Below are 23,192 nucleotides of genomic sequence, written 5' to 3'. Positions count from 1 at the left end.
TGGTGGCATGCCCCGTATCATCACACACTTTTTTATGCCCATGTGTGGTGGGGTGGGTGGTGTAGATCGTTGTCGGTGCCACACCACCACACTCTTTTGCCCGTCTGTGCTGGTGGGGTGGGGTGTGTGGTTGTTGTGATGGGAACGAACTGTTCGTTTCTGTGGGTGGGCTTGTGCACCATCGCTCAACCGGCGCCATCGCTGTTGCAGCCGCATCCCCTCCTTGTTGAACCCTCTTTGTTTATCCCTGTTTGTCTGGCACTCTGAATGTTCTCAGCTCGCCACTGAGTGGGTCGGTGAATGTCAGCTGGGCAGCCGTTAGACCCATTGGCCGATTGAAATCCTCGTCTTCCGCAAATGGCGGGCTGGGCAGGTCCGTGGCGCGGCCCAACAACGCATCGGTACAGATAAACCCATACAGTGCGTCATTGACGATCGGTAGTCCCAGGGAGCGCATCACCACGCGTAATTGGTGAGTGCGCCCCGAATGAGGCTCTAGGCGCCACACAAGTCGGGTGGTTGGAGCCGACGTGGATACCGTGTCGGTGACTATGCGAACTCCGGTGATGGCCGTTACGGCATTATCTGCTGTTGCATCAAGATCCAAATAAGTGTTGAGTCGCCCACGGATTTTGACCATGTGATGGCCCAAAACCCAGGGAGATTCGGTGGTTGGTTGGGAACGTTCACGCCAAGGCGTATCGATCACAACTTCATCCAAGGTGGGTAATGCTAACCCAGTATCAACCCTCCCCGTAGTTCCCGCTGCCGTTTCACCCCGCAAGGAAGTTTTGTCGCTGCGTACATTGTGTTGGCTTGCATACTCTGACTGCCACGTTGTCGCGCGTGCGGTTATTGCCTTGTTTTCGTTTGTGGCGCCACTGACGACGGGGTCACCGCCCTCGTCAAAGCTTTTGGCCTCAGTACCGCTTCCGCCTCGGTTTACCTCTCCGACCTCGCGGCCGCACAGGTGTTGGCTTAGGCCTCCGCTCTCGGTGTTAAGCATTAGCTTTCGCAACCACGGCGGCGGGTCCACCGGTAGATCTGTAATGGCCTCGTATATTTTTTGTGGCTCGCGCCTGTCGAACATCGTTTGGTATGCGCCACGAATCTCCGGGCGCTTGGTAAACATCAGCACTCCGCGCGTGAGCCGATCCAACCGGTGGCATGGGGAGAGCTCCGAGATTCCGAACTGTACACGGGCCTTGGTTAACGCCGTTTGCGTGATGTGCTGGCCTCGAGGCAGGGTTGCGAGGAACGAGGGCTTGTTTATTACCAAGAGGTCGTTATCTTCATAGATCAATTCCAGAGCGCCGGGGACTTCTCGTTCTGGTGCTGGGCGACGGTAAAAGTTAATGGAAATACCTGGACGAACTAGATCGTCAGGCGCCACTTCTTGGCCGTCGTCGAAGCGCACTAGGCCGTCTGAAAAGCGCTGGCGTACTGCGTCTTCGTTATCCTCGGGGTGCCTGTGCCGCTGGGTAAAAACCAACCGGGAAACAAAGTCTATTGCTTTGATCGGCGCGCCTTCGCTCATAGGTACTTGAACCCGGGTAGGGTTTAGGCCATTTTTGATTGGCAAAGGACTGGTCACCAGGTATGCTCTCCTCTTATGGATCTCAACGCAATCATGAATACTATCGCTCAGTTCTTCTCAACCGACTTTGGCGCGGCTTTCGGCCGTGTTCTCAGCGCGATCTTCCAATTCTTCTTCCCAGCGAACGCGCCGGCAGCTCATGATGTACCACTGCCAACTCCTAAGATTCCTGGCAAGTAAGCCCCCGGCCTCTAGAGCCTATGACGATGCAGCTGCGGTGAGGTGAGGATTTTTCTCACTGCTCTTAGCGTGTAGGCGCCCCTGCGCGCCCATTCTTTGCGGGCTGCGCCCCTCAGCGTCCCTTAGTATCAAAGCCCCCACTGAAGTTCGCGTGAGTTATTTCACCTCATGCCAACCCTTCTGTGGGGGTTTTCGCAACCCTCTGGCCCCTTTAGCGCGCAAAAGCGCATAATGGGTTTAGAGACAACATTGCACGGTCGAAGAAAGGTTGCGTCACAATGCCCACAGATTCGCACAAGGTTATTATCGTCGCGGTTGATGGATCCGAAGCCAGCTCAGTAGCGGTGAAGTGGGCCGCCAACGCGGCTTTGAAGCGTAAGCAGCCACTGAAGCTGGTTAGCGCTTACACCATGCCCCAGTTCATGTATGCCGATGGGATGGTGCCTCCACAGGAGCTTTACGACGAGTTGGAAAATGAGGCTAACGAGAAGATCGCGAACGCGCGCAAGATCGTGACCGATTTTTCTTCCGACATCGAGATCTCTCACGAGGTCCGCGAGTCCTCCCCAATCGACATGCTCTTGGAGTTTTCGGAAACTGCAGAGATGATCGTGATGGGTAGTCGTGGCCTTGGCGGCCTCTCTGGTCTGGTGATGGGGTCGGTCTCTGCAGCTGTGGTTTCCCACGCGGAATGCCCGGTTGTCGTGGTTCGGAAGGATAACGACGTCACGGAAGAGAACAAGTACGGACCGGTGGTTGTGGGCGTCGACGGTTCCGATGTGTCCCGCCAGGCCCTGCAGGTCGCCTTCCGTGAGGCGGATGCCCGCGAGACCGTGCTGCGCGCAATCCACGGTTGGAACGACACCCAGGTTCACACCACCTATGTGGGCCTCGTGGATGCGCAAAACGAAATGGAGCGCACTCTCAAGGAGCGTCAGGACATGCTGCAAAATGAGCTTGCCGACCTCGTTAAGCAGTATCCACATGTCCGGGTTGAGGAAGTTGTGGAACGCGACCGTCCTATCAACGCCCTTCGCGATGCTGCTTCGGACGCTCAGCTGCTCATCACAGGTTCGCACGGCCGCGGTGGTTTCAAGGGTATGCTGCTGGGCTCGACTTCCCGCGCACTGCTGCAATATGCACCGTGCCCAATGATGGTGGTCCGTCCGCGCCGCTAAAACTTCAACCCGCTAAAGTCTTTGCAGTAAAGTAGTAGGCCTTAGCGGGTTTCCTTATGCCCGCCGGTGGTTGTTGGTTTCTTTTTTCTTACCGACGCCCCAATGGTCCCCACGTAAAAATTTCAAGGAGAAGCTTCAATGTCCACGGCAGGTGACGCGGCCAAAGCTGCCAAGCCGGCGAAGAAGACGACCTCTCGCCGCAGGAACCGCCCAGGTCCGCGGCAACGGTTGTTGGCTAGCGCCACCCACCTGTTTACGACTGAGGGGATCCGTGTGATCGGCATCGATCGCATTTTGCGGGATGCGGATGTGGCCAAGGCCAGTTTGTATTCGTTGTTCGGTTCCAAAGATAACCTCGTGGTGGCCTACTTGGAGGCGCTCGACGAGAAATGGCGTGAGGACTGGACTGCGTTGGCAGAACAGCGGGAAAAGCCTGAAGAACGGATCATTGCATTCTTTGATCTGTGTATCAAGAACGAGCCGGACAATAACTATCGCGGTTCACACTTCCAGAATGCGGCGGGTGAATATCCTCGCCCTGAAACGGAAAGTGAAGAGCGCATCCGATCGGCGGCGATGGAGCATCGCCGGTGGTGTCGTGACACGATGGCAGAGCTGCTGACGGAGCGTTTCGGATATGCATCTCTCACTTTGGCAGATCAACTGATGGTCTTCCTCGACGGTGGCCTAGCTGGCGCGAAGATGTCTCGTACCGTCGTGCCATTGGAAACCGCGCGTGACATGGCGAAGCAGATTCTGCTGCGTGCCCCAATGATGTACTCGATTTAAAAGATCTGTGCGGGCCCGCTTCAACAGGCCGCCCTGTTAAATCTCCCGAGCGAGTGTTCTTCGACTAAATCTCCCGAGCCAGTATTTACTCGCCCTTGCGGGAGCCTCGTTTACCGGCCTTCTTTTCACGCTTGCGCGTTAAGTACAGGTGTTTTTGTTCTGCGTGATGCTCCCGGAATTCCGAGGTATAAGGCACGCGCTTATCGAGGGTGCGCTGGATAACGTACGTCTGCAACGTGGTCCATAGGTTGTTGCACACCCAGTAAATGAGAATCGCAATTGGTGCGGGACCAAAAAGCCCGAACACGATAGGGAAGAAGAAGAGTACTGGGCCCAGGGGCCACATCAGTTTCACGAACCCTCGTGCAGCTGTAGAGGCATGATCCACAACCTGAAGATTTCGCTTGAGTGTGTAGGCCCAGTTAGCCGTAGTAAATACTGCGGCGCAGAGCGCCAAAGGCAGTGCCAGTTTTAATACAGCATCGTGGGTGGTCCCCAAATCGGCGAGCATTTCCGGTTTCATCGCGGGATAACTGGAAATGGGAATGTTGAACGCGTGGGCGTCGAGAAAAAGAGAAATATCTTCGGGCGTTAAGGGGCCGAAGCTATGGTGGGTGGCGTCCACGCCCTCGGCAGGGCGGGCAATGCGCAAGAGTAGTTGATAAAGACCCAGAATGAGCGGAATCTGGATGAGCGCAGGAAGGCAGCCATCGACGACTTTGTAATCGCTATTTTTGCGTAGCTCGCGCTCGCGGGCCAGTCTTTCTTTCCGCTCCTCGGGGCTTTTCCTACCCTTAAACTCCTCGTTCAGACGGCGGAGGCTGGGGCGCATGTTGGCGAGGTGTCGGCCGGACGCATACTGGCGGTAAGCTAGGGGAAAAAGGAATCCGCGGATCGTCACTACCAACATGATGAGGCTAATGACCCAGGCAGTGGAAGCATCCATCCCCAGCGGACCAGAGAAAAGACTGTGCCATAGCTTGAGGACCCACGCGACAAGTTTCTCCACATACTCCATGACAGGAAACATTACCCTTTAAATATGAGCTAGTACTATGACAAACATGAGCACCACCACTGACAGTCATAGTTCGTTACCACGGGCCGTGCCACCTAAAAAGCGTTTGGACCCGATCAGCGTCCTCGGTGAGTTGCTGGTTACTTTTGGAGTGATCTGCCTGCTTTTCGGCTTCTGGGAAGTGGTCTGGACCAATGTGCAATCCGGTCGCGAACAAAATATCGTCGCTCAACGACTGGAAGATCAGTGGCGGGACAAGAATCCCCGGCCTTTAACTGAACCGCCGGAGGGCGCAGCATTTGCGCGACTCTACATTCCCACGTTTGGTTCGGATTTCAATTTCTCCATCGTGAAAGGTGTGAAAGACGAAGACTTGGATAAAGGGCCCGGCCACTACCTAGATTCTCAATTGCCGGGTGAGCCCGGGAATTTCGCTATGGCGGGGCACCGGGTGGGGCGCGGGTCGCCGTTTAACGACTTAGGGCTACTGAACACTTGCGATGCCGTCGTTGTAGAAACCGCAGGAGCGTGGGATATTTACCGCGTGTTGCCTATTGATGTGGCGTCAGGGCAGCGCCAGGCGAAGCTTTCCGAGTGTATGGATGCGCAGTTGGCCACACGTATGAGCCAGGGAGAATATTCCCAAGTTAACGGACGATACATCACTACTCCGAACGACGTGGAGGTTATCAATCCAGTTCCGCATGTATCCCGCGTGGCGGCCAAACCCGGTGATGCCTCACTGTTGACGATGACCACGTGCCATCCGCAGTATTCGAACACGGAGCGCATGATTGTGCACGCCGTAAAGGTCCGCAGTGATGACAAGAAACCCGGTTATGTTCCCGCCGAGCTAACGAAGGAGGTTTAGTTTCATGTACGCAGCATTGTGGAGGGCCCTTCCTGGGCCGTGGTGGATGAGGTTAATCATTGTGCTTATCGCACTGGTGGGAATCTTTTTCCTATTGATGGAAGTGATATTCCCCAAAATCGGCCCCATGATGCCGTGGACTGAGGTGGGAGTGCAGTCGATGGCGGATTGGGTGGCGGTGCTCTAGAGCTTCAAATTCCGGATAGTCTTTTCTGCGATCTTTTGCGCCTTGATGGATTGCGCCTGAGCTGTCCAGACTACGACCGCAGTCTCGTCCTTCCATACCGCGTAAATCGCGCCAGAATTCTTGCCCCCGTCTTTATCGCCACCCTTGCGCCCACCGGACCAACCTTCGGGCTGCAGCGCTTTGAGAGTGGTGTTCACCGGCGCAGCGGTATCAACGACCTTAACTGCATCCGTGTTAGTACGCATCTTCCGCACCAAAACCTGCGCTTGTGGTTCATTCTCGTAGGACCAGAACGTGCATGCAACGGGATCGAAGCGTGCATCCACGGTGACGCCCGTGAGACGCTGGCCCGTGGTGTTTTGTAACCACTCGCCATCGAGGTACGGACATGCTCCTCCCGCGGACGTGTCCTTATCGCCGGGCTCCGGCTTGGTGTTCACCGGTAGCTCCGTGCCCTTGACGGGGGCCACAGTGCGTTCCGCAGCTTGCTGTTTGCCCGGTTCCGGCGTGGGCACGGAAGGTTTATCGGGGAAGATAGAGCAGGAAACCAATAGAGCCGACGCCATGCTTAGCGCACAGGCGCCTCGCATTGGGCGAAGCGCAGTGCGGATACTATTGGTGATAGAGCTCAGCAACTACTTGCCTTGATCCTTCTCGAAGCGCTCAATGACATCGGCAGAAATGCGACCGCGGGAAGAAACAGAAATGTTATTTTTCTTTGCCCATTCGCGAATGCGCTTGTTTTGGCCCGGATTAGTGGTCCGGTTGACACGCTTGCCGGAGCGTGGCTTGCGGCGTGCAACCTGGACAAATGGTTGCACGGCATCGTCGAATTTCTGGGAGTTTTCTGGAGAGAGATCTAAGGTGTAGTCCACTCCATTAACGGTGAAGTCAACGACCTTAACTTCATCTTCGGACAGGGGAGTGTTATCGAAATCATCGAAGAACTGGGTTACTTCACGACGTGCCATGAGTGGTGCCTCCAAAACGTTGGGTGAGATTATGGCCTTATTGCTTTCTTAACAAGGATAATCAAGGTTTGGGTAAAAGCAAGTCTGAACATGAGGTCCAATAATCACCGGTACTTTTAGGGGAAAAACTTATAGCAGTTCAGCAGCATGGGAAGGCCATTTCTTTAGGTGGGCTATCTATTGGCGAAGTATTGAAAAAATATAAGAAAAATACAAGAAACCCTTAGTGGTGAGGGGGTTGGACCGATGGGAAACGGGCGAGGTAGCGGTGATGCTAACTCGCCCGTAATGGGGGGGATCTATACTCCGGAACGGCCTGTGTGGGTGCCAGGATTAATACGATTACCGTGCAACCGGATACCCTTACCGCGGTAGGTTCGCGCGGACTTGGCGCGGAACAAAGGTGCATTTCGACGGAAGATTCCGTCATTATGCATGAACATCCAGTCCGCGTGCACGAATTCAGGAGTTACCTGAACCACGGTATAACCGTGGGAATCGTAATCGAGGAATTTAATGTGCCGGTTCATTCCCTTGAACGCTTCCTCCGCGGTGTGGGAAAGGGCATTGTCCTCTGGAAGCTTCAAAATATCGTCGATATTGGAGCTGGTCACTGAGGTGCAGACAATCTCCACGCCCGCCACCCCCTTGTGTGGATAAGCGCCTGGCTCAACTGGAATATCGTTTGCCCACGACGAGTGAATGTCACCGGTGAGCCACACGGTGTTGTTAATTTTGCGCTCGGTGAGCAGTTTAATGAGTCGACGGCGCTCTGCGGCGTAACCATCCCACTGGTCGAAGTTGTACGGCATGCCCTGCTCTGGCAGGCCAAGCAGCTGGGTGACAGCGGCAGTTGTTTTCGGATCTAGTGGTGGGATGAGGACGGGGGAGATCATGACGGAGTTGCCGATCAGATTCCACTTTGCCTGAGACGTGGTCAGTTTGCCCGCCAACCACTTGAACTGCTCGGAGCCCAACATGGTTCGGTTTTTCTGATCGATTCCCTTAGCCTTCAGGAAGCTCATCTGCTTGTTGCGGTAGGTGCGCAGATCCAGCATGTTGAGCTCTACCAAGTTGCCGAAGCTGAGGTTTCGGTAAATATGGCCGCCGTGGGAGAACGGGGTAGCCCGAATGGGGAGCCACTCTAAATAGGCTTGGATTGCTGCGTCACGGCGCTTGGTGAAGCTGCCCTCCCGGCCAGGGGTGTGGTTTTCGGCACCGCCAGCCCACGTATCATTGGCAACCTCGTGGTCATCCCATGTCACGATCCAGGGGCATGCGGCGTGGGCTGCCTGCAGAGAAGAGTCAGTTCGGTACTGGGCGTAACGCTCGCGGTAATCCTGCAATGTAACGATTTCGTTCACGGGAAGGTGGCCACGAACCGCGCCCCGTTTACCGTTGTATTCGCCGCGCTTGTATTCGTAGATGTAGTCGCCGACATGCAGGGCAAAGTCTAGATCCGTGCGTTTTGCCATGTCACGGTAGGCGTTGAAGTAACCTGCCTCCCAGTTCGCGCAACTAAACAGAGCGAAGCGCAGTTCGGAAACATTAGCGCCTGCGGCAGGGGCGGTACGCGTACGGCCGATGGGGGAAATCTGGCCACGGTAGGGGCCATCCACCACGATAAAGCGGTAGTAGTAGCTGGTCGCTGGTTGCAAGCCCGTGACATCGGGCTTGACCGTCATGTCGGTGGCGGGAGTTGCGAAGACGGTTCCGGAAGTAACGATCGTTTTGAAATCGCGGTTGGGTGAGACTTCCCACTTCAACTTGGTCTTTACTCCGCGACCGCGACCTGCGTAGTCATTGGGGCGGCTGGTGACGCGGGTCCACAACAAAACACCGTTGGGCAGTGGGTCGCCGGAAGCTACACCATGCTGAAATACTGCGTGACGTGCTGGAGTGGCAGCAGCTGCGCCCGTTTGGGCGGAAACGGCTACAGCGCCCGCAGCAGTAAGTGTGGCGCCCGCCTGGAGAGCGCGTCGGCGCGTAATCGCAGTTGCAGCAGTTGAGGAGGAGGAAACTTCGGCCACCTCAGGGGTGACGGAAGAGGAAACTTCGCTCACCTCAGGGGTGACGGAAGAGGGAGCGGAGGAGTGATCAGAATTCGTCATGGTGAAATCACACCACGGCTTCCCTAATCCCGCTGGGTGAACGCGTCAGCAATAATGCATTCGGGGGTGAACGGGGGGTGGTAGACCCTCGCTATAGAAGTTAGACGGACTTCTCCGCGATCTGCGACTCAATCAGGTCCAGTTCGGTGGACACGCTGCCCAGCAAGCGGCGCTGCTGACTAGGAGGCATCGCCTCGGCGTTTCGTACGGCATCCTCAAGGGTGTCTAGGCGCTCGTCAATGTCTTTGGCGAAACCATTGGGTACACCGCGCTTCACTGCATCGCGGACCGCCTTGATTCGAGCGCGCTGGGGCGCGCCTTCACCGCTGAAGGCTGCCATGCTGCGGCGAGTCACACCAGAACGGGATGCCCGCGACCCTTCGGAGTTCTCCTGAATCTGCACCATAGCCCGGTAAAGCAGTGGTAAAGCCGCAGGAGCTGCCGTGCGCAAAGCAGTGGCGTAGCGCGCAACGTTGTTCTTATTGAAACGACCGGCCTTGATCTGCTGCAGGGCGTTCTTGGCCATGTATTCCTCGTGCTTACGGCGCGCTTTCAGTTCCTTGGCGTCGTATTTACGAACCTGCTTGGCGGTTTTGCGCAGGTACTTATCCTTGCGCTTTTCCAGCTTCGCATCAGCCTTGGCTTCGGCCTTCGCGCGCAGCTTAGCGGCCTTGTAAGCAGCCTTCTTCTCTTGGCGGCGCTTGCGCATCTTGCTGAGCAATCCCATGTTTCTCCGAACGTCTTTCGCTAACTTGTCAGTCTCGGGTGTGCTTCTTGGTGTTTTACCACCTTGACGCCCCGCAACCACAATACTTCAAACCTACCGCGCATACTGCTCAGCTTGCGCGCGCAGGTCGGCGCTAAACTAAGGTGCATTGTGAGATCGCACCCCGCCTACAGTGAAAGCGACGTGAATGTCGGCCACCTGCCGCCACTCACGCCCGCCGATCTAACCGGTTGCAGGCATCGCGCGGTGTTAAGGCGCAAACTTGGGTCGTGGGAACCCGTCAAAGACCTAACCGGGGCGGGATTAGAGCGGTTGTCGGCGCGGGCGGGCGCGGCGTCCCGGCGTCGAGCGGTAATGGAGTTACTACCGCACAAGTCGCGCCTTGGTGACAAGGTGGCGTGGTCCCGTGTGGATGTGCCCTTCGACGACGACAACGCCGTGGAGTTAACGCTGGAAGCCATAGCGACCGGCGCACGCGTTATCACGGGGGCTGTCTTGGAGAACTCGGAATTTAGGGTTTATGTGGACTTCCTCGTGCGGATGGACCACACCGCGGGGTTCGACGACCGCACTGTCTACGCCCCGGTCGTGATTTCCAGCCATGCGGTCGCCCGCCCAGCTAAAAGCAGCGCCCAGGCTGACTGTGCCATCGTGGACCTGGCCGCGTTGGGCTTATCCAAACCCATCCCCGTTGCATGGAGGCACCGCACAGTAGCCGGCGAAGGGCAACGCGCTGCCATGGCGCACACCATTTTGAAAGAATGGGGCAGGGCGGCTGCAGAGGTTGGGTTCATTGGTCGCGCGGGTGCGTCGCCGCGGGTGCGCTGCTTCTTCTACAGCGCAGAAATCGTTATGCCCGGTTTAATGGCCGCACTATCCGAATCAATCCCCACCCGGCCCAGTCGGGTGAAGGAATGCAAGGTGTGCGAGTTCCACAACCACTGCCGGCTGCAGTTGCTGGAGACCGCCGATATCTCCCTGCTGCTCCCCGGAGATAAAAACCGGAAGTGGCGGGAGCGGGGGATTGATACGCTGCCACAGCTTATGGCCGCCAACGTGGGCGAGACCAGTCAGCTGGCCCGGGCGTGGCTGCAGGGTAAAACCATCTTGCGGCGTGAATACTCCCGCTGGGTGAGCGATCCATTGTTGTGGGGCAATCAGGAATTCGTGCTGGAGGGTAAGCAAGCCCCTATGGCCCGGGAGCTGGCGAAGCTCGTGGAGGTGGACGTGGACATGGAGGCTCACCCCAACCGTGGCACGTTCCTGTGGGGCACCTTCGACGGTTCGCGGTACGTCGCGTTCAGTGACTTCTCCGCCGATGGCGATGAGGGACAACACGTGGCGGAGTTCTGGGAGTGGCTGCAGCAATCGCGCGCTGCTGCTGAAAGAGACGGGAAAACTCTGCGCGTGTGGGTGTATGCCGCACAGGGCGAAAACCACTGGCTGCGCTATTACGCCCGTCAGTTCGGCGGCCGTGAATACCGCGTGGAGGGCACCGCTGGGTCACGGGTTATTGCTATGCCGTCGATTCAGGACGTCGAGGCTTTTATTAATTCCGACGCCTGGTGCGACATCTTCCCCGTTGTCCGGAAGGCTCTCGCCTCCAGCGATTCGCTTGGGCTGAAAACGATTGCGCCACTGGCGGGTTTCGAATTTAGCCAAGAGGGTGTGAACGGCCGCGCGGCCGTGGATCTGTTTGAAAAAGCCGTTGGGCGCACCGGCAGCGAGGCAGCTGTAGCTAGGCGTACTCTGGAGCGCTATAACGCCGACGACTGCGTAGCGACCGCCTCGGTGAGAGCTTGGTTGCGGCGGGGCGCGCCGGGTGTGGACGACGTGGCGTCGGGCGAAAAAGTAAACAACAGCCAACCGTGAGCTAGAGAGAAAAATCGATGAATCTGTTTGAAAAGATTGCAGCACTCAATGCGAAGGGGCCGTTTCGGGCGGAACGGGTAACAGCGGAAACTGCGCTTAAGGGCGGGCGCCACCCCGTCTTGCCTGAGCCTCAGCCCAATGCGGTGTTGGGAACGCCGCTGCAGGGGGCGGGTGATGCGGCATGGAACCAGTGGCTGGAGCAACAGGGAAAGCGGGCTGACCTGCGCGACGTTGTGATCGGCGTGGGGTGCTTCTGGGGTGGCGAGAAGATGTTTTGGGGCGTGGAGGGGATAGTGGGTACTTCGGTGGGATACGCCGGCGGGGACACACAGAACCCGACGTATCGCGAGGTTTGTACCGGCCGGACAGGGCATGCAGAGGTGACCCGCGTGGTGTTCGATGCGAAGGTGATTTCTGCGGAGGAAGTTGTAGCTATTGCGTTTGAGAATCACGACCCCACCCAGGGCGATAAGCAAGGTAACGATATTGGCACGCAGTATCGGTCGGCGGTGTACGCGAACTCGCCGGAGCAGCTAAAGACGATTGAGGCTGCGATCGAAAGCTGGCGCGAGCGCTTTGCTGAGAAGGGCTTTGGGGACATCACGACGGAGGTGAGATTGCTGGCCGATATCGGGGATGGGCACTACTACTTGGCGGAAGATGAGCACCAGCAGTACCTGCATAAGAATCCTGGCGGGTACTGCAACCACGGGCCAAACGGTGTGAGCTGCCCAACCGGGGTGTTGGGGTAGAGCATGATCTGCGCGGGGCGGGGGAGGCGGCGAAAGTAGCCATTAGGATCAGGACTCTCCAAATCGCCACGCACTTCAATCCCGTAACTGTAGTAAGACCTCAAGGAGGCTAGACAGTTCGCATCGTCAATGTCGTATGGGAAATACTCTGGAAGGGGTATCTGTACGTCTACGAGAAAATCCCAGGTTGGCTCTCCAAAGCGTTCCCACAAGTCCATCGCGTCCTTGGGCATTCTAAAACCAACTTCCTATTGATGTATGCAGGGAGTCTACAATAACCAGGTTGATCTATGTACGAGCTCACCCTTCTCGTCTTTTATGAATTGCGAGAATTGCAGGAAAGCTAGGACACTGCGAGGTTCAGAGTATGTAGATCCCTGCTTTTTACTAGCTAATGTTCTCCTATATGTCCTCGAATTACTATCGAGTACAAACAACGGCAAAGTGATGTCGTGAAATCTCTCGCCGACCGTCGCTTGCGGGGGCCTGTCTTCGTACGGCTTAAGAATTGATAGTTCCCCGCACGTGGTGTTACTGAGCTATTTAGGTAAATCCTCAGTAATGGCGCTAAAGAGTTTGTCAATGCCGGAGCGCAGAATTGTTTGAGCGTGAAAGTATCAAGTGGGCTACATAACGTAGGGTTAGAGATGCGCCTGCGATGATCAGCACCGACCCAAGAAAAAAGCAAAGCCAGCTCCTATGTTAGGGCCATCTGACGCGCTAGAGATAAAGGCTACTGTTGAGCCAACTATCAGCAGTCCAATGCCTGTCGCAATTCTGCGAAAAACTACTACGGCAACGACCAGAGAGAGTAATGCAGCACATACACAGGCGATGATCAATGATTGATTCCAATTCTGGAAGAACCCTTCCTCACTTCCATACTGGGGATAGTAAAAGAGCATTATTGCTGGACGAGTGGTTCCCAAGAGTGCGAGTAAGAGGATCAGCAACTCAGGGAAGGGGCTATCAATAGTTTTCGCACGAAAAATCAGCTCCTGGTCTAGAAGGAATGTGAGACGTTCTTTACTGCTTGGTAATAAGCATCACTTCGACCATTACGCATTCTCCGATTATCAGTTCCTTCTCGATAGGTTTTCGCACAAGCGGATTTCGGCCACGTCAGAAAACTGTTCGGGCCTCTCATTGCATCGTACTTTTTACGGATCTCACCACAGGCTTTAAAAGGGGAAGGTCAATAGGTGCGACAGTTCGTCGGTGTGGCCGCTGCAAAGGTCTGTACTCCAGCACGGCGCGCAGTAGTTTGCTCTTGGGCTTCCTGCACTTCAGCTCGGTCGGCTTCTTCCTTGGTGAAGCCGGCAGGCACGCCCTCCCTATCTGAGCGCATTTGTCCTAGGGTGATCGTATTCTTGGGGCTTTCGGTCGGCTTCCAGTCGGCGCCAGCATCATTATCAACGTTGTTATCGTTGAACCAAGGGCTTGCTCGCATCATTAGCACTTCTTTTTGTCTTCAGTCTTTGTGGCTGGCCGTGCTTATCCTCGTGCGTCATACCTCTATCCAAGAGGATATTTCGGGAAGGAAACCATCCTTTCTGCCTAATTGTAGACGAAGGCTGAACATGGTTGCGATGTGGTGGTATCTGATATTCACATGCCACGGATGAACGGTGTCGAATTCCTGGACAAGCTCAAAGAGCTAGAGCAGCCACCGATCTTCATCGCGATGACTGCCTTTGACACGGATGACACAATGCTCCAGGTCTTGGCCCACGGCGGTGCCGGCTACGTCATCAAAAGCGATAAACCACGTTCGATCATCGATGCCGCCGATGATGCATGCAATGGCGGCACGGCTTTATCTCCTCAGTGTGTGACACGCTTGATGAAGCTGTCCATCATCCTCTTCAATTCCGCAACGAACAAGGCCATGACTCTGGGCTCTTCACAGAAGAACGTCCTGGAGTTGCTATGTGCTGGATGTTCAAATGCGGAGATCGCCAAGCCGTGTTCTGCACACCGTTTGTCGTTACCACGAAGCACGCTCGGCGGACATGTTGTATCAAGCGCAACTGCGCGTTCCCCTAGGTATGCGAATACCCCGGCACCTCATATCAAGGAGATGCCGGGGTTGTCCGTGTTGAAGTGCTCAATCGAGCGCCCAGCTGGCAGCAGCCACAGTGGCTAATTCACACCCCTGTTGCGCCAACCGGGAGCGCGGGTTGCTTACTTGGAAGCTGCTTCGTAGCGCTGTGCAACCTCGTCCCAGTTGAAGACGTTCCAGACTGCCTTGACGTAGTCAGCCTTCACGTTCTTGTACTGGAGGTAGAAAGCGTGCTCCCACATATCCAGAAGCAGCAGTGGGGTGAGGTTGATGGACAGGTTGCCCTGCTGGTCGGTCATCTGCTCGACAACCAGGCGACCTGCGACATGGTCGTAACCCAGTACGGCCCACCCGGAGCCCTGCAGGCCCAGGGCGGCAGCGCTGAAGTGATCCTTGAATGCCTCGAAGGAACCGAAGTCGCGGTTGATAGCTTCAGCCAACTCGCCGGTTGGCTCGCCGCCACCGTTAGGGGACAAGTTCTTCCAGAACAGGGAGTGGTTGGTGTGTCCACCCAGGTTGAAAGCCAGGTCCTTGGACAGGGCGGTAACTGCTGCGCCGATGGTGCCGTTCTGGCGAGCCTCTTCCAACTTCTCCAGCGCGCTGTTAGCTCCGTTGACGTAATTCTGGTGGTGCTTGGTGTGGTGGATTTCCATGATCTCACCGGAGATGTGTGGCTCCAGTGCGTCGTATGGGTAGTCCAGTTGTGGCAGCTCGTACTTAGCCATTGTTCTTGTTTTCCTTCCGTTGCTTTTCTTGTCTTGTTACCGACGCCCCGCGCTTTACCCCGCTCAAGCGTTCCAGCGGGCTCAACTGCGGTTTTTCGGTTACGTGTTCAAGTGTGGCCTCGCGCGCGCGCCGTTTCAAGCAGCCATATAGAACTTGAAAGTTCAATAAGTTGAACAGTGTGTGCGAGGGGGACGTAACGTTCAGACAGCGCGATATCTGGCTGCGGGGTAGCTTAGGCCGTATGGAGCTGACAAGCGGAACCAAGATTGTCCTCATTGGCGCCGGTGACGTGGGGGTTGCGTACGCCTACACCATCGTGAACCAGGGTCTCACGGATCATCTCGCCATCATCGATATTGACGAACGCAAAACGTGGGGCCATGTCCAAGACCTCAACCATGCCGTGCCCTGGTCAGGTCACAACACCCGCGTCACCATGGGAACCTACGAGGATTGTCGTGATGCGGCCATCGTCGTGAACTGCGCGGGAGTTGCGCAAAAACCAGGTGAAACCCGACTGGACCTCGTAACCCGAAACACTGAAATCTTCAACAACATCGTTGGTGCCGTTATGGACCACGGGTTCAACGGAATCTTCATCGTGGCCACCAATCCCGTAGACATTCTCAGCTACGCAACGTGGAAGTTCAGTGGCCTGCCGTCCGCCCGCATCATCGGCAGCGGAACAATTCTGGATACCGCGCGCTATCGTCATGCACTTGGCGAATACTTTCAAGTAGCGGATACCAGCGTGCATGCCTACGTCATTGGTGAACACGGCGATACAGAACTGCCAGTACTCTCCGCCGGTTCGGTGGCGGGAGTGGGCCTGCCCAAACGTCTGGCTCAGGTTAGCGAAAATGGCCCCTCCCAGGCTGATGAGATCTTCGAGCGCACGCGCACCGCCGCTTACGACATCATTAAGGCCAAGGGGTCAACCAGTTTTGGAATTGGCATGGGCCTAGCCCGAATTACCCGCGCAGTATTGCAGAACCAGGACGTTGTGTTGCCGGTATCCGCCCTGCTGGACGGTGAATATGGGCGCGAAGACGTGTACATCGGCACGCCCGCGGTTATCAATCGCACCGGCATCCGGCACGTCGTGGAATTGGATTTGGACGACGAAGAATTCAACAAGTTTGACCACTCAGTCAGTGTTTTGCGCGACGTCATGGGTAAAGCGGGGCTGCTGGAAGTGGCGTCGGACTAAAAACTAGAAGCAAAGAGTGAGAAAAGTGTCCACCTAGAGCAATCGGGGGCGGCAATGGAGGGCTATAGACCGAGGAACTTTTTGATGGCAGGCATTTCTTCGCGTGCTTGGGCCAGCCCGGATTCGTAAGCGCTGAGCAAACGGCGGATATTGCGATCACCATTCGTAATGCGCAGCGAACGCGGGGCGAAAACATACGCGCGCCCCTGTCGTTCCATTTCAAAAATCTGCTCCCGAACCTGGTTGTAACGATCGTGCCGGGTAATGATCGAATCGACCAAAGCCGGATATTTCTTAAACATCCGTTGCACACCCCAGTCCACGTGACCTGCGCTCTTGCGGTACGAGCGGGTGCGGGTTTGAATCACCAAGAACTTTTCGAACCCATCTTGGATAGCCGAATCAATGGGAATGCCGCCCGTGGGGCCGAACGCGCCATCAAACCACGGGTCGCCATCAATATCTACAGGGGGCATGAAAAACGGGAGAGTGCTGGAAGCCTGTGCGCGGATGAAAAACTCCTGGGGAGTATGGATATCTTCACGACCCCAGTGCTTCGTCTCCCCAGTTCGCGCGTTGAAACCCGAAATCCGGTATTGCACTGGTGAGCGCTGGAAGTAATTCCAATCCAATTCCATCGGATGGCCCGGAATGCCCGCCGCGCCATAAATATATTGAGCGTTGAAAAATCCATCGCCGCGCATCCATGTGCGGAACCCACCGAAATTAGGATCGGAAGGGAATGTGGTGAAGGTGGCGCGCATGCGCTCCGGATCGCGTGCAATGTAATAGGCCACGTGCGAGGTAGCGGCGGAATTACCGCATACCCAACCGAAATTTACGTCCGCTTCCAACAGTGCTTGCACCATGGCGGCCGAAAAAACGGCACGCATAGCGCCCCCTTCGAATACCAGTGCCGTATCGGTCACATTAGGTGGGGGCGAGAGCGGTTTTTGCATGCCAAGGTTGCGCACGCATTTAAGGCTACAGTGCCCTTTCTTCCGACGCCCCGCGGGGCGGGCATCTTCGCCACTCAAGTGGGGGAACGGGGCAATCCCACTTTGGGGGCTGTACATGCCCTGCAGAAAGCGGGGAGGCGTACTAAAACTTAAACCTATGAAGATTGTCGCCCACCGCGGAGCCTCCGGGGAACGCCCAGAGCACACCCTGGCCGCATACGAATTAGCTGTGGAGCGGCAAGCCGACGGAATGGAATGCGATATTCGCCTGACTCGCGATGGGCAGCTGGTGTGTTTTCACGACCGCACCATCGAGCGCACTTGTGTGGATTCCAATCTCCCGTCCACAACGGTTATCAGCGAACTGACGTTGGCGGAATTGCAAGAATTGAATTTCGGCACGCCCGAAGAACCCGTTCCCATTCTTACGTTGCGCGAACTGCTGGAGGTTTTCCAACAGGCGCGGGCGGACGGGCGCGACGGCGCACCGGAGCTTTTCATCGAAACCAAACACCCCAATCGCTATGGACCAAAGGTGGAGTACGCCTTACAACAGGAGCTGGTGCGCGCTGGGTTGGCCACAGGCGATGCCGTGCATTTGATTTCCTTTAGCCCGCAATCGCTGGTGCGGTTCAAAATGATCAATCCGCGGATACATCGCATTTTGCTCCGGCGGGAATACCAACGGATGCTGAATCCGGGTTTGGAAGCACTGCACGTGGTAGATGCCCATGGTTTGAGCGTGGCGCGTGGAAAGATCCGCCCCGACATCATTGGGCGATTCGGCGACGGCACATATATGTGGACTGCTGATAAAGAAGACGACGTGCGGTGGGCCACGCGCCGGGGTGTGACGTGGCTGGCGACGAACTACCCGGGGCGGGCGCGTATGTGGCGTGATGATGAGCTCGGCAATGCCTAGACAGATGGACGATCGCGGTGCAGGGGGCGAGTTAGGGTTTTCGTCTTGCAATGATGAGCTCGGCAATGCCTAAACAGACTGGCGCTTGTGGGTGCAGGGCGCGAGTTAGGGTTTTCGTCTTGCAATGATGAGCTCGGCAATACCTAAAGGTAAGATAAGCGCCGTGGCTAAGAAGAAAAAGAACAACGAGCAACTTCCAGAGGGCATGAGCCGCCGTCAGGCCAAGCTCGCTGCCCGCGCTGCGGAACGCGCCAAGTTGCAGAAGGACCCTCGTCCGTACGACGGATTCGCTATGGAAGCGGACCTCATCGCACTGCAGGAGTTCGTCCCCTCCGCGCACTTCACGCCAGAAGTGAAGGGGATCGACCGCAAGGTTTCCATCGTCTCTGTGCTGCCAGGCGCCGTTGCAGCCCTGTTGCGCAGCGCCGAGGACGGCGGGGATGCCTATGTCGCGCTGCAAACGCAGCACCGCGGCAACAACCCACACCGCGATCTGGCGTTTGTGCTCAACTGGGTGAAGTCCGCCGAGCCTGGCCAATCCCTCGAAGTCGGCATCGCCGATGGGTCCGAGCCAGAGCTGACGGAGTTCCTGGATAAGAGCACTCAGGAAGACATCACCGTGAGCCAGGACTTCAATTGGTGGCTGACCGAGGCGCAGCAGGGTAACCCTCAGGTGATGGCTACCTTGCAGCGTGCCAACGATTCGGTCCTGCCGTCCCACCGCGTTGATGCAGATATTAAGGGTGCCGCCTGGTGGATCGATCCGGGCGAGAAGGCCCACATCCGCTGGGTGCGTCAAGAGGATGAAATTGAATTGCTGAACGCCTTGGCTCGCCTGCACGCAGCCGGTGAACTGCACTTGGGTGAAGGTTCCAAGTTCGCCGGGGTGTTCCGTACTCACGGTGTGCTGGTCCCTGTGTGGGATTTGGACAACACCAGGGAGTACGGCGCGTGGACTGCTGGCCTAGAAGCTTTGGATAGGAAGCTGGATGCAGCACTGGGGAACTCCGAGGCGCTGACCGCTGATGAGCAGAAGGCAAAGCAGACCATCATTTCCCGTGAGGTAACGATCCGCTGACCGTGCGCGACTACGCCTGAGGGTCTGCGCCGGCCTACGGCGGACTATTTCAACTTGTTGAATATGGCCTGTGCAGCTTGGTCATCCCACACAGCTACATTGCCCGCGTAAGTATCCATGTAGCTGCCGATGGGAACCGTTTCTTGTGTAGCGCCACCACGCATGGCTAGGCCCAACAGGGCCAAGTTCCAAGCGTGGTCCTTTTTATTAACGGTCAGGCTGGAGGCGAGGGACTTCGCAGTGGGCAGACCACGGAATGGGTTGAGGATGGTCCCGGGGGAAGCCACCTTTTTACTCAACGCCGATAGGAATTCTTTCTGACGGTCCACACGGTCCAAGTCACCACGTGCGGAGGTATAGCGGGAGCGTACATATCCCAAGGCGGTGGGGCCATCCATTTCCTGGCAACCGGCCTTGAGGTTTATGCCGGCCATGGGATCATTAAGCGGTTCTTTTAAACACATTTCCAAACCGCCAACGGAATCCACGACATTCGCAAAACCGCCAAAGCCGATTTCGGCATAGCGATCAATTCGCAAACCAGTAGCTTTTTCCACGGTCTGCTGCAGCAGAGCGGGGCCACCAAGGCTGAAGGCTTGGTTCAACTTATTCTGACCCTGGCCAGGGATATCAACCCAACTATCGCGAGGTAGCGAGAGCATGGTGGGCTTACCACCAAGGCTGGGGACATGGACAATCATGATGGTATCCGTGCGTCCCACTGCGTCATTGAGTTCACCGGCCATCAATCGGTCTGCATCCTTTTTGTCCAAACCGGCGCGAGAGTCCGAGCCGACCAATAGCCAGTTAGTGCCCTTGGTATTCCCCACACGGCCACTGTAGTTTTGCAGAGCCTCCGTACGATTGAGTTTTGAATCCACCCAAAACAGACTGCCCACCATGAGGAGAACAAAAACTAGCAATAATGAGGCCACTGCTTTAAACAGCCCGAAGCGTGGCCGGCGGCGTGGGCGACGTGTGGCTTGGGGATCGCGGCGGCGTCGGGACAACAAAGATCCAGAGTCCGTGGGGCGGTTCCGACGCGACGAGGAACCAAAGCTAGGTGATCCGGAAGGGCGCGGTGGCACACTCTCGAAACCGCGCGGCCCCTGGGCAGGTGGCACGCTCTCGAAACTGCGCGGCCCCTGTGCAGGTGGCACGCTCTCGAAACTGCGCGACGCCTGCGGGGAGGGTGGAACTTGTTGCCGGCGATACCGAGGCGGTTCTGGTTGAGGGAGATTATCGTGGTGCGGTGTACGCCGGTTATGCGCGAAAGTGTCATCCGAGTGGCCACTTTCGGGTCGTGCGCTGTCTGCCCGGTTTCCCTCTGGGGGTGGCACAGTACTACGACGCCGAACGGGGCGCCCGAAACGGTCTAAGATCAACTCACCGTTTCGGTCGCGGGCGAAGCCATCTTTGGCGGAATCATCGCGAGGTGTCATGGGGTATATGGTAGCGAGCCATCTATGTAGTTCTTTTTCACACACTTACCTCCCAGTAATCCCTAAGCAAGATTGCAAGTGTTAGGGCGCGGGAATCGTACGCCTGCTTGCGGGAGTCTGGGCGTGGAAAGCGGTGAGAGACACGAGTTCGGTACACAAGGAGGCTGTGGGGCAAGACCGGTGCAAAACCCCTATAACCACACGGCATAACCGACGAACGCGACTGTGTCGATTAACCCGTGTCCGATAACCAGTGGCCAAATCCTCCCTGTTTTCTTGAAGTACCAGAGGTAAATGATGCCCATGACAATGTTGCCTACTCCTGCGGAATATCCCTGGTAGAGGTGATAGCTGCCACGTAACAAGGAACTAGCTGCGAACACCGCGGGCCAACCCCACCGCAGTTGGCGCAGGCGAGTGGCTAGCCAGGCAACCACGACGAGTTCCTCGGCGAAACCGTTGGCCCATGAATTTAGTACCAGCAACGGCAGCTGGGCTGGGTTATCCGCTAGTCCGCTGGGGGCGACGTTCCGGGAAAGCCCCAAGTGCACCGCGCTGAAATAGAAAGCCAACCCAGGCAGGCCAATAATTGCGGCTAAACCCGCGCCGTGCAGCCAGTCCTTCGCCCGCATTCGCCAGTCCATGGGGGCGGGCAGATGGCGCAGTAGCAAAAACAACGCCAGCCCGCCCCACGCAAAGAGGGCGCCACTGCTGATGATTTGGAAAACGGGGTCCAACCACTCCACCCCAGAGGCTGTGCGATTAATTGTGGTGGTTTGTTCGTTGAGCGGGGTGGGATCAAGCGTTGCTTCCAGGAGTCGTAGTGCCGCGCGCACACCGGCCGTGCCGAACGTGATTGTCAGCACTAGTAGGATTTCCCACCTGAGGGGCCGGCTCGCTATACCGCCTGGCGCTGTTTCACTTGGCGGGGTCTCGCTTGGTGCTGTCTCGCCTGGTGCTGTTTCACTTGGCGGGGTCTCGCTTGGCGCTGTCTCGCCTAGCGCTGTCTCACTCGGCGGGGTCTCACCTGGCGTTGTCCTATTGAGCTCCATGCCGGGCCCCTTTCCCTCACCCATGCGCGCCACCGCATCCACAGCCATGCCCGCCGCCGGGCGCTGCATGCCCTTCCGACTGAACCACCGCACGGAAACCAAGTTGACCAAAGTCGCTGGGCTCGCCCACACTGAGTTGGGTGGGGTCGAGGACGCGCGTGGCGTCGGTAACCAAAGTAGCCAACCCGAGTAGCTCGCTTTCCGACACGCGATCGCCAACCGCCCCCAGCATCAGAGAAATGGGCCAACGGCCCGGCACCCGGCTGGGGTCGACCAGTGGCACGGTGACGGCCGCCCAACCCATAAGATTCCACAGGGTACCCCACGGAGTCCACGCGGTCTGAGCTGCGAAGTTATCCTGTGGGCTCAGTGAGCTGAATGTTCCTGGGGGTGGCGGAGCATGTGCGATGGTGGGAGTGGCAATGACGTCGAAGTCGTGCCACGGCCCGTCGGAGGGGTCGAGGCTGCAGATTGCTTCTTCTATTCGACGCCGACGCCACGCGGGAACCTGCCGTCCCGTGCTTCGCAGCCACGCCGTCAGTGGTGACAACGTTCCGGGAAGATCCGCACAGCGGGCCGCGATGACCGTAGAAAACAGGTCGAATGTGGATGGCGGGTACGGCGCGGGGGCAGCTGTGACCGACGTGACGGCATCCGTGGTCACCAGCAAACTGGCGCTGGCGGCAGTCGCAGCGGCGATGCGGGGATCCACGGGAACGGGGGAGTGAAAACCCATGTTCGTGTAACCCACGCGGAGCGAATTCGGCACCGCGGCGTGTAGGCCATAGGCGCGGGCGGTGGTGGGAATATCTTTGGCAATGAATCCGTGAGCGGTGGGGGTGAAACCGCCCCGATAGCGGTCGTGCGCTGGCTTTAGCGCCGCCAAACCACAACACGCAGCGGGGATACGAATGGAACCTCCACCATCGGTGGCGTGGGCAATGTCGACCAGCCGGCGGGCAACAGCGACAGCGGCACCGCCCGAAGACCCGCCGGGCATAAACTGCGCGCCCAGTGGGTTGACGGGGTGGGGAAAACCCACCGGTTCCGTATATGCGGTTGTCCCGTATTCCGCGCTAGCGGAAGCACCCACGAGGGTGGCGCCGGCACGCAAGAGGCGCAGGGCTGCAGTATCCGAATGGTCGGCGGTGAGCTGATGGTGAACCGAACCCATGGTAGTGACTTCCCCGGCGAGCTTTTGCAGGTCCTTCAGTAGCACTTCCTGGCCGGATAAATCGCCCACGAGGTGGCCCGTGGGCAGCCAATTCAGCCAGTCGGGGCCCTCTTCCGCGCCGTCCGGGTGTGGGTAATTGGGTTCCGTGGCCAAGGTGCGCGGGCGGTCATAAATACGGGCCACACCCAACTGTTCCGCGGTGAGCCCAGTCCGGCGAATCTCCGTCTGGAGGCGGGTCGCGAAATCTGGACGGTCGAAAGCGGATGGAGTCATAGTGATTGCCACGATACAGGGGCTGGGTATTCCTCTATGGT

Annotated in this window: 22 protein-coding genes and 1 pseudogene; 11 read left to right on the top strand and 12 right to left on the bottom strand. The window is 57.2% G+C overall.

Annotated features, from left to right (window positions below; translation table 11 throughout):
- Positions 1-241: 241 nt before the first annotated feature.
- Positions 242-1,537, bottom strand: a complete 1,296-nt coding sequence (locus HMPREF3098_RS10830) for a pseudouridine synthase (RefSeq protein ID WP_083283883.1) — start codon at positions 1,535-1,537, stop codon at positions 242-244.
- A gap of 93 nt (positions 1,538-1,630) precedes the next feature.
- Here HMPREF3098_RS10830 and HMPREF3098_RS11430 point away from each other — a divergent pair, with 93 nt between their 5' ends.
- The 3 genes from HMPREF3098_RS11430 (at position 1,631) to HMPREF3098_RS01015 (ending at position 3,744) form a co-directional block, all read left to right on the top strand.
- On the top strand, positions 1,631-1,777 hold the full coding sequence (locus tag HMPREF3098_RS11430) for a hypothetical protein (protein WP_168155965.1): 147 nt from the start codon (positions 1,631-1,633) through the stop codon (positions 1,775-1,777).
- A 278-nt stretch (positions 1,778-2,055) separates the two neighbouring features.
- Positions 2,056-2,955 carry a universal stress protein gene (locus HMPREF3098_RS01020; RefSeq protein ID WP_035115986.1) on the top strand — a complete coding sequence of 300 codons (900 nt, stop codon included), beginning with the start codon at positions 2,056-2,058 and terminating at the stop codon, positions 2,953-2,955.
- Positions 2,956-3,093: 138 nt separating this feature from the next.
- Complete coding sequence (locus tag HMPREF3098_RS01015) at positions 3,094-3,744, top strand: TetR/AcrR family transcriptional regulator (RefSeq protein WP_035115984.1); 651 nt, start codon at positions 3,094-3,096, stop codon at positions 3,742-3,744.
- Between the two features lie 85 nt (positions 3,745-3,829).
- Here HMPREF3098_RS01015 and yidC read toward each other — a convergent pair whose 3' ends face one another.
- Complete coding sequence (gene yidC, locus HMPREF3098_RS01010; protein ID WP_083283880.1) at positions 3,830-4,774, bottom strand: membrane protein insertase YidC; 945 nt, start codon at positions 4,772-4,774, stop codon at positions 3,830-3,832.
- A gap of 25 nt (positions 4,775-4,799) precedes the next feature.
- Here yidC and HMPREF3098_RS01005 point away from each other — a divergent pair, with 25 nt between their 5' ends.
- Both HMPREF3098_RS01005 and HMPREF3098_RS01000 read left to right on the top strand, forming a co-directional pair.
- Positions 4,800-5,633, top strand: a complete 834-nt coding sequence (locus HMPREF3098_RS01005; RefSeq protein WP_035115979.1) for a class E sortase — start codon at positions 4,800-4,802, stop codon at positions 5,631-5,633.
- Between the two features lie 4 nt (positions 5,634-5,637).
- Positions 5,638-5,820 carry a hypothetical protein gene (locus tag HMPREF3098_RS01000; protein WP_035115977.1) on the top strand — a complete coding sequence of 61 codons (183 nt, stop codon included), beginning with the start codon at positions 5,638-5,640 and terminating at the stop codon, positions 5,818-5,820.
- On the opposite strand, the gene HMPREF3098_RS00995 is transcribed toward HMPREF3098_RS01000, so the two are convergent.
- The 4 genes from HMPREF3098_RS00995 to HMPREF3098_RS00980 form a co-directional block, all read right to left on the bottom strand.
- Complete coding sequence (locus HMPREF3098_RS00995) at positions 5,817-6,386, bottom strand: DUF2020 domain-containing protein (RefSeq protein ID WP_246815798.1); 570 nt, start codon at positions 6,384-6,386, stop codon at positions 5,817-5,819. The genes HMPREF3098_RS01000 and HMPREF3098_RS00995 overlap by 4 nt on opposite strands.
- Before the next feature lie 69 nt (positions 6,387-6,455).
- On the bottom strand, positions 6,456-6,791 hold the full coding sequence (locus HMPREF3098_RS00990; RefSeq protein WP_035115974.1) for a histone-like nucleoid-structuring protein Lsr2: 336 nt from the start codon (positions 6,789-6,791) through the stop codon (positions 6,456-6,458).
- 299 nt (positions 6,792-7,090) lie between these two features.
- Positions 7,091-8,902, bottom strand: coding sequence for an alkaline phosphatase D family protein (locus HMPREF3098_RS00985; RefSeq protein ID WP_083283879.1), 1,812 nt, complete (start codon positions 8,900-8,902; stop codon positions 7,091-7,093).
- A 100-nt stretch (positions 8,903-9,002) separates the two neighbouring features.
- A complete protein-coding gene (locus tag HMPREF3098_RS00980; RefSeq protein WP_035115972.1) occupies positions 9,003-9,629 on the bottom strand; it encodes a DUF6474 family protein in 627 nt (208 codons plus the stop codon).
- 393 nt (positions 9,630-10,022) lie between these two features.
- Between HMPREF3098_RS00980 and HMPREF3098_RS00975 the strand changes: the two genes are divergently transcribed.
- Positions 10,023-11,501, top strand: a complete 1,479-nt coding sequence (locus tag HMPREF3098_RS00975; RefSeq protein WP_353959085.1) for a ribonuclease H-like domain-containing protein — start codon at positions 10,023-10,025, stop codon at positions 11,499-11,501.
- A gap of 17 nt (positions 11,502-11,518) precedes the next feature.
- Positions 11,519-12,253, top strand: coding sequence for a peptide-methionine (S)-S-oxide reductase MsrA (gene msrA / locus HMPREF3098_RS00970; RefSeq protein WP_070433648.1), 735 nt, complete (start codon positions 11,519-11,521; stop codon positions 12,251-12,253).
- 1,195 nt (positions 12,254-13,448) lie between these two features.
- Here the strand turns inward: msrA and HMPREF3098_RS00965 are convergent.
- A complete protein-coding gene (locus HMPREF3098_RS00965) occupies positions 13,449-13,706 on the bottom strand; it encodes a hypothetical protein (protein WP_035115965.1) in 258 nt (85 codons plus the stop codon).
- Positions 13,707-13,841: 135 nt separating this feature from the next.
- Between HMPREF3098_RS00965 and HMPREF3098_RS00960 the strand changes: the two are divergent.
- Positions 13,842-14,399 (top strand): annotated as a pseudogene (locus HMPREF3098_RS00960) (response regulator); the annotation flags it as partial.
- A 38-nt stretch (positions 14,400-14,437) separates the two neighbouring features.
- Here HMPREF3098_RS00960 and HMPREF3098_RS00955 read toward each other — a convergent pair.
- Positions 14,438-15,040 carry a superoxide dismutase gene (locus HMPREF3098_RS00955; RefSeq protein ID WP_035115962.1) on the bottom strand — a complete coding sequence of 201 codons (603 nt, stop codon included), beginning with the start codon at positions 15,038-15,040 and terminating at the stop codon, positions 14,438-14,440.
- A gap of 242 nt (positions 15,041-15,282) precedes the next feature.
- On the opposite strand from HMPREF3098_RS00955, the gene HMPREF3098_RS00950 reads away from it, so the two are divergent.
- Entirely contained in the window at positions 15,283-16,251 is a 969-nt protein-coding gene (locus HMPREF3098_RS00950; protein WP_035115959.1) for an L-lactate dehydrogenase, read from the top strand.
- A gap of 62 nt (positions 16,252-16,313) precedes the next feature.
- On the opposite strand, the gene HMPREF3098_RS00945 is transcribed toward HMPREF3098_RS00950, so the two are convergent.
- Positions 16,314-17,210, bottom strand: coding sequence for a patatin-like phospholipase family protein (locus tag HMPREF3098_RS00945; protein ID WP_070433654.1), 897 nt, complete (start codon positions 17,208-17,210; stop codon positions 16,314-16,316).
- Positions 17,211-17,367: 157 nt separating this feature from the next.
- On the opposite strand from HMPREF3098_RS00945, the gene HMPREF3098_RS00940 reads away from it, so the two are divergent.
- Both HMPREF3098_RS00940 and HMPREF3098_RS00935 read left to right on the top strand, forming a co-directional pair.
- Positions 17,368-18,132 (top strand): glycerophosphodiester phosphodiesterase, encoded by a 765-nt coding sequence (locus tag HMPREF3098_RS00940; protein ID WP_070433647.1) that lies wholly within the window; start codon positions 17,368-17,370, stop codon positions 18,130-18,132.
- A 163-nt stretch (positions 18,133-18,295) separates the two neighbouring features.
- Entirely contained in the window at positions 18,296-19,210 is a 915-nt protein-coding gene (locus HMPREF3098_RS00935) for a DUF5926 family protein (protein WP_035115953.1), read from the top strand.
- A 44-nt stretch (positions 19,211-19,254) separates the two neighbouring features.
- Here the strand turns inward: HMPREF3098_RS00935 and HMPREF3098_RS12025 are convergent, their stop codons facing one another.
- The 3 genes from HMPREF3098_RS12025 to HMPREF3098_RS00920 form a co-directional block, all read right to left on the bottom strand.
- Positions 19,255-20,091: an LCP family protein gene (locus HMPREF3098_RS12025; protein ID WP_265915243.1), complete on the bottom strand. Its 837-nt coding sequence runs from the start codon at positions 20,089-20,091 to the stop codon at positions 19,255-19,257.
- Between the two features lie 752 nt (positions 20,092-20,843).
- The gene (locus HMPREF3098_RS00925) at positions 20,844-21,518 is read right to left on the bottom strand and encodes a CPBP family intramembrane glutamic endopeptidase (RefSeq protein WP_235700840.1); all 675 of its coding nucleotides are present in this window, start codon (positions 21,516-21,518) and stop codon (positions 20,844-20,846) included.
- A gap of 202 nt (positions 21,519-21,720) precedes the next feature.
- A complete protein-coding gene (locus HMPREF3098_RS00920; RefSeq protein WP_168155966.1) occupies positions 21,721-23,151 on the bottom strand; it encodes an amidase family protein in 1,431 nt (476 codons plus the stop codon).
- Positions 23,152-23,192: the final 41 nt, after the last annotated feature.

Origin of the sequence: Corynebacterium sp. HMSC28B08 (assembly GCF_001806865.1) — a bacterium.
GTDB lineage: Bacteria > Actinomycetota > Actinomycetes > Mycobacteriales > Mycobacteriaceae > Corynebacterium > Corynebacterium auriscanis.
The sequence above is the reverse complement of the archived record's forward strand: the minus strand, read 5'-3'. Positions and strand labels throughout refer to the sequence as shown.